Origin of the sequence: Prevotella conceptionensis 9403948, assembly GCF_000312305.1 — a bacterium.
In the GTDB taxonomy this organism is placed as follows: domain Bacteria; phylum Bacteroidota; class Bacteroidia; order Bacteroidales; family Bacteroidaceae; genus Prevotella; species Prevotella conceptionensis.
Map to the genome: position 1 here is coordinate 1 of NZ_HE999468.1, position 6,149 is coordinate 6,149.

The 6,149-nt window shown below is 50.2% G+C and carries 4 protein-coding genes and 1 pseudogene; 4 read left to right on the top strand and 1 reads right to left on the bottom strand.

Features of this window, described 5'->3' with window-relative positions; genetic code table 11:
• The first annotated feature begins 295 nt into the window (after positions 1–295).
• The 4 genes from BN93_RS15590 to mobV all read left to right on the top strand — a co-directional run bounded on the left by BN93_RS15590 (position 296) and on the right by mobV (position 5,624).
• Positions 296–1,519: a site-specific integrase gene (locus tag BN93_RS15590; protein WP_019189218.1), complete on the top strand. Its 1,224-nt coding sequence runs from the start codon at positions 296–298 to the stop codon at positions 1,517–1,519.
• Between the two features lie 2 nt (positions 1,520–1,521).
• Positions 1,522–1,905 carry a hypothetical protein gene (locus BN93_RS15595; RefSeq protein ID WP_019189219.1) on the top strand — a complete coding sequence of 128 codons (384 nt, stop codon included), beginning with the start codon at positions 1,522–1,524 and terminating at the stop codon, positions 1,903–1,905.
• A 468-nt stretch (positions 1,906–2,373) separates the two neighbouring features.
• Positions 2,374–3,621, top strand: coding sequence for a primase-helicase family protein (locus BN93_RS15600; RefSeq protein WP_084768867.1), 1,248 nt, complete (start codon positions 2,374–2,376; stop codon positions 3,619–3,621).
• 647 nt (positions 3,622–4,268) lie between these two features.
• The gene (gene mobV / locus BN93_RS15610; RefSeq protein WP_027952991.1) at positions 4,269–5,624 is read left to right on the top strand and encodes a MobV family relaxase; all 1,356 of its coding nucleotides are present in this window, start codon (positions 4,269–4,271) and stop codon (positions 5,622–5,624) included.
• Between the two features lie 96 nt (positions 5,625–5,720).
• On the opposite strand, the pseudogene BN93_RS17820 reads toward mobV, so the two are convergent.
• Positions 5,721–6,149, bottom strand: a pseudogene (locus BN93_RS17820) (C10 family peptidase); the annotation flags it as partial.

Sequence of the window (6,149 nt, forward strand, 5' to 3'; positions counted from 1 at the left end):
AAAATTGCTGTAATATTTGCATAAAGTCGGCAGTTTAACGCAATTGGGCTTGATTATTAAGGACATACGGCGCAAACTGCAGAAAATCCGCCACCTGCCACGAGGCAGTAATATGCGGATTATTGAAATAGAAAGGTTTTCAAATCGTTACCCGAAAGCAGGGTAACCACCTCCACCAAAAAGGAGAAAAACAGCGATTTTCCGTGCATCCGTTGCTGTTGCTTTGTTGCTCCATATTTTGCATAGCAGGGTTAGGCTCTTTCATGTTTAATTTTGCAACCAAAAAGAAGAGGCAATGGCAAGAAGCACATTCAAGGTGCTGTTCTATGTGAACGGCAGCAAGGAGAAAAACGGTATCGTCCCCATCATGGGGCGTGTAACAATCAACGGCACGGTGGCACAGTTCAGCTGCAAGCGCACCATCCCGAGGGAGTTGTGGGATGTGAGAGGCAACAGGGCGAAAGGTAGGAGCAAGGAAGCCATCGCAACCAATCTCTCGCTTGACAACATCAAGGCGCAAATCATCAAGCACTACCAAAGGCTTTCCGATCGTGAGGCATTCGTCACGGCAGAGATGGTGCGCAACGCCTATCAGGGGCTTGGCAGCGAGTACGACACCCTGCTCAAATCCTTTGACAGGGACTGCGCCTCCCTGCTCAAGCGTGTGGGCAAGGACAGGAGCATGGGGACATACAAGGTGATGCTCAGGGCAAGGGAAAACACGGCGAGGTTTATCCGCTACAAGTACAACCGCAGCGATATGTCGATGCTGGAACTCACCCCCGACTTCATCAGGGACTTCGCCGTGTACCTCAGCACGGTGAAAGGAAACAGGAACGCCACTATCTGGCTGAACTGCATGTGGCTCAAGGGCGTGGTGATGCGTGCGCACTTCAACGGCAAGATACCCAGAAACCCGTTCGCGCAGTTCCATGTCAGTCCGAACACGAAGGAGCGTGAGTTCCTTACGGAGGACGAGCTGAAGGCACTGATGTTGCACGAGTTCGCCGACAGTCACTCCGCCTTCGTGCGTGATTTGTTCGTCTTCGCCTCCTTCACCGCCCTTTCGTTCGTGGACCTGAAGGAACTCACCACCGACGATATAGTGGAGGTGAACGGCGAGAAGTGGATACTTGCGAGAAGACACAAGACGCATGTTCCGTTCCAAGTGAAGTTGCTTGATGTCCCCCTGCAAATCATCGAACGATACAGACCGTTTCAGAAAGACAACTCCATATTCGGGGACATCAACTACTGGACGGTCTGCAAGAGGCTCAAGAAAGTCATCTGCGAGTGCGGTATCACAAAGGACATCTCCTTCCACTGCGCAAGGCACGGCTTTGCGACATTGGCACTCAGCAAGGGCATGCCCATCGAGAGCGTGAGCCGTGTACTCGGACACACGAACATCGTAACCACGCAACTCTATGCGAAGATAACCACCGAGAAACTCGACACCGACCTCTCCATGCTCGGCAGTAAGCTCAACGTATCATTCGGCAATATCAAGATAGGATAACAATGAAAGGGAAAGATACAAACAACAATGCTCGTCAGATAATCACGATGGACGAACACGGGAACGTCACTATACCCAACGGCGAGATATGGATGGGCGAGTATGAGATTGCCAACCTGTTTGGCGTGTTCGGACATTCCGTCCGCACGCAGGTCAAGGAAATATACAAGGTCGGGCTGCTGCATCCCTGCACGGCAGAGAGGAACATAAGGGTGGCGGAGGGTCGCTGGCTTGATGCGTACAGCCTTGAAATGGTCATAGCCCTTGCGTTCCGTATCAGGTCGCAAAGGGCAAAAAGGCTTCGGGAGCATGTCATCGCAATGCTGAACGAACGGCACGAAAGGTTTGTCATGCTCCTTCCTGCACGGGCAGGCAGTCCCTGCTGAAACGCCTTGACAGAGGTTTATAGAGGTTTATCCCCTTGTGTCGATGGGGAATAAACCTTTTTCTTTTTGGGTGGTTGAAGGGCAGGGATAACAGTTAGGGACGAGTCGTATAGGACTGCCGAGAAAAGAAAAACTCACCGAGCACAGCTTCTTTTATTTTGATGAATTGATGAATATTGATATAATATGATTGAATATCAAGCGATTGCAAGTTCATCAACATATCATCAGACGCTTGCGAACGATGAAAGAAAAAGGCATATTCCCTTTTTCAGCAACCCTCGACAAATCCTGCAAAATTATCCTCCTATTCCCCTCAATTATTGCTCCGCACCTCCCTGCTTTCCCCTGTTTTTATTCCATTCCGTTTTTCTTTCACCGTTCCGCGCCATTCTTCACAAGTAGTTTTCCGAACGATGTCCGTAACTTTGCACGATGCTATATATCAACCATTTAAGCAAGAAAGAAATGGATAAGAAAAACAATGACGGGCTGCTGGAAGATATGCCCGAAAAAAGAAAAAAGGACGGGGCTTTCGTCCGTGTGGGCACAACGCTCTACAAACTTGCAGACATGCCTCTTGTCGGAGGCGGTTTTGTAAGGAAGCGCATCGTGTGGAACAACGAGACGCTCCGTCAGGACTACGGCAGGGACTATCTGGCGACCGTCCCGAAGTATGACGGTTTCTGCACCGTCCCCGACCATGTGAACTATCAGCCCGTAGTAGGCAGTTTCCTCAACCTCTACGAGCCGACGGGGCATCATCCGAAGCAAGGTGTGTTTCCCCATATCGAGGCATTGGCAAGGCACATCTTCGGGGAGCAGTACGAACTTGGCATGGACTACCTGCAACTACTCTACCTGCATCCCATAGAGAAACTGCCCATCCTGCTGCTCGTATCAGAGGAGCGCAACACGGGCAAGAGCACGTTCCTCAACTTCCTCAAAGCCCTCTTCGGGGGCAATGTAACCTTCAACACCAACGAGGACTTCCGAAGTCAGTTCAACTCGGACTGGGCAGGGAAACTGCTCATCCTCGTGGACGAGGTGCTTCTCGACCGCAGGGAGGACAGCGAGCGGCTCAAGAACCTCAGCACCACCCTTTCCTACAAGGTGGAGGCGAAGGGCAAGGACAGAGACGAGATTTCGTTCTTCGCCAAGTTCGTTCTATGCTCCAACAACGAGCGTCTGCCCGTCATCATCGACGCAGGGGAGACACGCTATTGGGTGAGGAAGGTGGGGAGGATAGAAAAGGACGACACTGACTTTCTGAAAAGAATAAAGGAGGAAATACCCGCCTTCCTCTTTTTCCTCCAGCACCGCACGCTCTCCACGAAGAAAGAGAGCCGCATGTGGTTCAGTCCCGAACTCATCCACACGCAAGCCCTGAGCAGGATTATACGGAGCAACCGTAACAGGACAGAGGTGGAGATGGCGGAAACCTGCCTTGAAGTCATGGACTGCATGAAAGCGTCCGCTTTCTCTTTCTGCATCAACGACATGCTCCTTCTGCTGAACTGCGCAGGCTGCAGGACGGACAGGACGCAGGTAAGGCGTATTGTGCAGGATATATGGAAACTCACTCCTGCCGAAAACACGCTCACCTATACGACCTGCCAACCGAGCTATGACAACATGCGCCCATACACGGAGGTAAGGCGCACGGGGCGTTTCTACACCATCGGCAGGAAGCAGTTGGAGGAAATGCAGGGATAGGGGGAGTGGAAATGATGAAACTCAGCTTTGACAAGCGGCTTGATGAGGACATAATGAAAGCATATTGTACTGATTTCCAGATTATTGAAACAAGATTCATCAATTCATCAGAATTTTCATCACTCCGACTTCGGTGGGAAACGGCAGTGGCATTACAGGCGGAAACGGAACAGGCAGAACACGCTGATATAAGCAGTAGAAAAGGTAGTCACGGCAAGCCGTGCATTCTGTATTTCCAAGTATGCAGGGGGTTCAGACATTCGGGTGCAGTCCAAGTATGCCTTCGGAGAAACAAGTCCAATCGGCAGCACCGATGGAGAAGCCGTGGGGACTTCAGAATACAAGGGAAAGAAGTGGCTGGGGCAAATGCCCACGTGGTAAGCACGGTACGGATATTTTCAAAAGAGAAAATACCGTAGCTTATTAGGGGATTTTCCTCACGCTTCACTCCGTGTCCGCTGAAAATCTCCCAATAAGCCAACGGGGTTGCACCCCTCTGGACACCCCTGCCGAGCCTGTCGGCATAAAGAAACGAGCAAGCCGAAAGGAAGTCTTTCCTCCTTTCAACGATTGTCCACCGACCGTATCTAAGGACATCAAGGCAACGAAAACAAGATAATGACAACATCTAAAAAAGACAAAAGGATATGGGATATTGCGTATTGCATTTGGAAAAGGCAAAGGGAGCCGACAGCGGAATGTCGGCTCACATCGAGCGCACCATCGTGCCGAAGAACATAGACCCTACGAGAACGCACCTCAACCGTGAGTTAATCAGGTTTCCCGACGGTGTGTGCAACCGCACGGCTGCCATACGCCACCGCCTTGACACGGCAGGGCTGAAACGCAAGATAGGGAAGAACCAAGTACAGGCAATCCGCATCGTGCTGAGCGGAACGCACGAGGATATGGAACGAATGGAAAACGAAAGGAGGCTCGGAGAGTGGTGCGATGACAGCGTGGCGTGGCTGAGAGAGACCTACGGGGCGGACAACCTCGTGTCGGCAGTCCTGCACATGGACGAGGAAACACCGCACATCCATGCCACCGTAGTGCCGATAGTGCAGGGTGAGCGCAGGAAGCAGAAAAAGGAAGAGAAGGCAAAGCGCAGGTACAGGACGAAAGCGACAGCCCCACGCCTCTGCGCAGACGAGGTGATGAGCCGTGCCAACCTCATCAGGTATCAGGACACCTACGCCGAACACATGGCGAAGTACGGGCTGAAAAGGGGTGTCAGGGGCTCGACAGCCAAGCACCTCTCCACGCATGAGTATTACCGCAATCTCATCACGCAGGGCGAGGACATACAGGAGAACATCGCCAACCTGCTGGCAAGGGAGGCGGAAGCACGGTGCATCATCGAGGAGGCAGAGCAAGCCAAAATGGAACTCGCACGCATCAAGGCGGAGAAAAAAACGGTGGAACTGAAAAACTCAGCTACCAAGACCGCCACAGCAGCACTCAACGGCATCAACTCCCTGTTGGGCGGTAATAAAGTGAGCAGGCTTGAAAGCGAGAACAGGCAGTTGCATGGTGAGGTGGCGGAACTGAAAGAGAGCATCGGACAGATGCGCACGGATATGCAGAAAATGAAGGAAAGCCACGTCGCCGAGCGGTTGCGGGCATCGGAGCAGCATCAGCGTGAAATCGGCAATCTCAGGCGCATCATCGACAAGGCAAAGGAATGGTTTCCCATGCTTGCCGAGTTTTTCCGTATTGAAAGGCTTTGCCGTTCGGTCGGATTGTCAGAGAGACACACGGACGAACTCCTGCAAGGCAAAGTACTCGTTGTTACGGGGAAACTGCATTCTGATGAGTACAGGCGTTCGTTCGCCGTTGAGAAGGCACGCTTGCAGGTGGGCAGGGAGGAAAGGGATGGGAAGACCGTACTTGACCTGCTCGTGGACAAAGTGCCGATTGCCACGTGGTTCAAGGAAAAATGGGAGAAAAAATTCGAACAGAAATCTATGTTTTGCAAAATGAACAGAAAAATTCGATTATAAAAGAAAAAATATTTTACCAAAGCCATATCTTGTGGGAACATTGGGTAAATACAACGAGGGGGCTTCAAAGCAAAAAAGCCCTCTCGTATTCATTATTTATTTCCGTATTTCTGTGATAGCAGATAGTTTATATCGAAAATTACCATCTTCCTTACTATTGCTTCTTGTTTTTTCAAAATCTGTCTCAGGACCTTTATCTGTATTAAAAGCACCGCTATAATAATAACCACTATCCCAGCCATTCCATCCCATATTACACAACAAATAATACTTTCGTTGTATATAAGAACCTATGGTTTGCCCATTTTTTATGCGGAAGACAGAACGGCTCATTTCTAATAATCCGTGAACCAACCAACAATGCCCACCTGAGTATGAATACCAAGTCTTTATAGTAATGCCTAAAAATTTCTTTTTGTGTTTCGTTTCCTTTGCATAACCACTTACTAATACATAGTATCCTTTCCTTAATTCATTGACAATGTCTGTTTCATTGTAATCTTTTTTTATTCCTCCAGATGAAAA

Bases quoted from the DNA above. Each gene is read 5' to 3' on its own strand.
- BN93_RS15590 (WP_019189218.1), top strand. From the start codon at position 296: ATGGCAAGAAGCACATTCAAGGTGCTGTTCTATGTGAACGGCAGCAAG.
- BN93_RS15595 (WP_019189219.1), top strand. From the start codon at position 1,522: ATGAAAGGGAAAGATACAAACAACAATGCTCGTCAGATAATCACGATG.
- BN93_RS15600 (WP_084768867.1), top strand. From the start codon at position 2,374: ATGGATAAGAAAAACAATGACGGGCTGCTGGAAGATATGCCCGAAAAA.
- mobV (WP_027952991.1), top strand. From the start codon at position 4,269: ATGGGATATTGCGTATTGCATTTGGAAAAGGCAAAGGGAGCCGACAGC.